2 tRNA genes are annotated in these 342 nt (G+C 50.9%); both read left to right on the top strand.

Annotation, left to right across the window (positions count from 1 at the left end):
* Positions 1 to 50 precede the first annotated feature (50 nt).
* Positions 51 to 127: transfer RNA gene (locus AC2AXP_RS22720), tRNA-Ile, on the top strand.
* A gap of 113 nt (positions 128 to 240) precedes the next feature.
* A tRNA-Ala gene (locus AC2AXP_RS22715) sits at positions 241 to 316 on the top strand.
* Positions 317 to 342 lie beyond the last annotated feature (26 nt).

The following is a 342-nucleotide window of genomic DNA, read 5'->3' as shown; positions in this document are numbered from 1 at the left end:
GTGTCCACACAGATTGTCTGATGAAAAGTAACGAGCAGAAATACCTTAATAGGCTTGTAGCTCAGGTGGTTAGAGCGCACCCCTGATAAGGGTGAGGTCGGTGGTTCAAGTCCACTCAGGCCTACCACTTCTCTCCTATGCTGCGTTATGGCGCCGCTTGCATATTTCAATATGCGTCGCGACACCACGCCTTGCCTAGAAGAAAAGTAGTAAATCGAAGGTCTCTGTCAGTGACTGTATGGGGCTATAGCTCAGCTGGGAGAGCGCCTGCCTTGCACGCAGGAGGTCAGCGGTTCGATCCCGCTTAGCTCCACCATATAGGTCCTTGAATTTCAATACTTC

Source organism: Serratia sp. Sp408 (genome assembly GCF_057180665.1).
The sequence above is the reverse complement of the archived record's forward strand: the minus strand, read 5'-3'. Positions and strand labels throughout refer to the sequence as shown.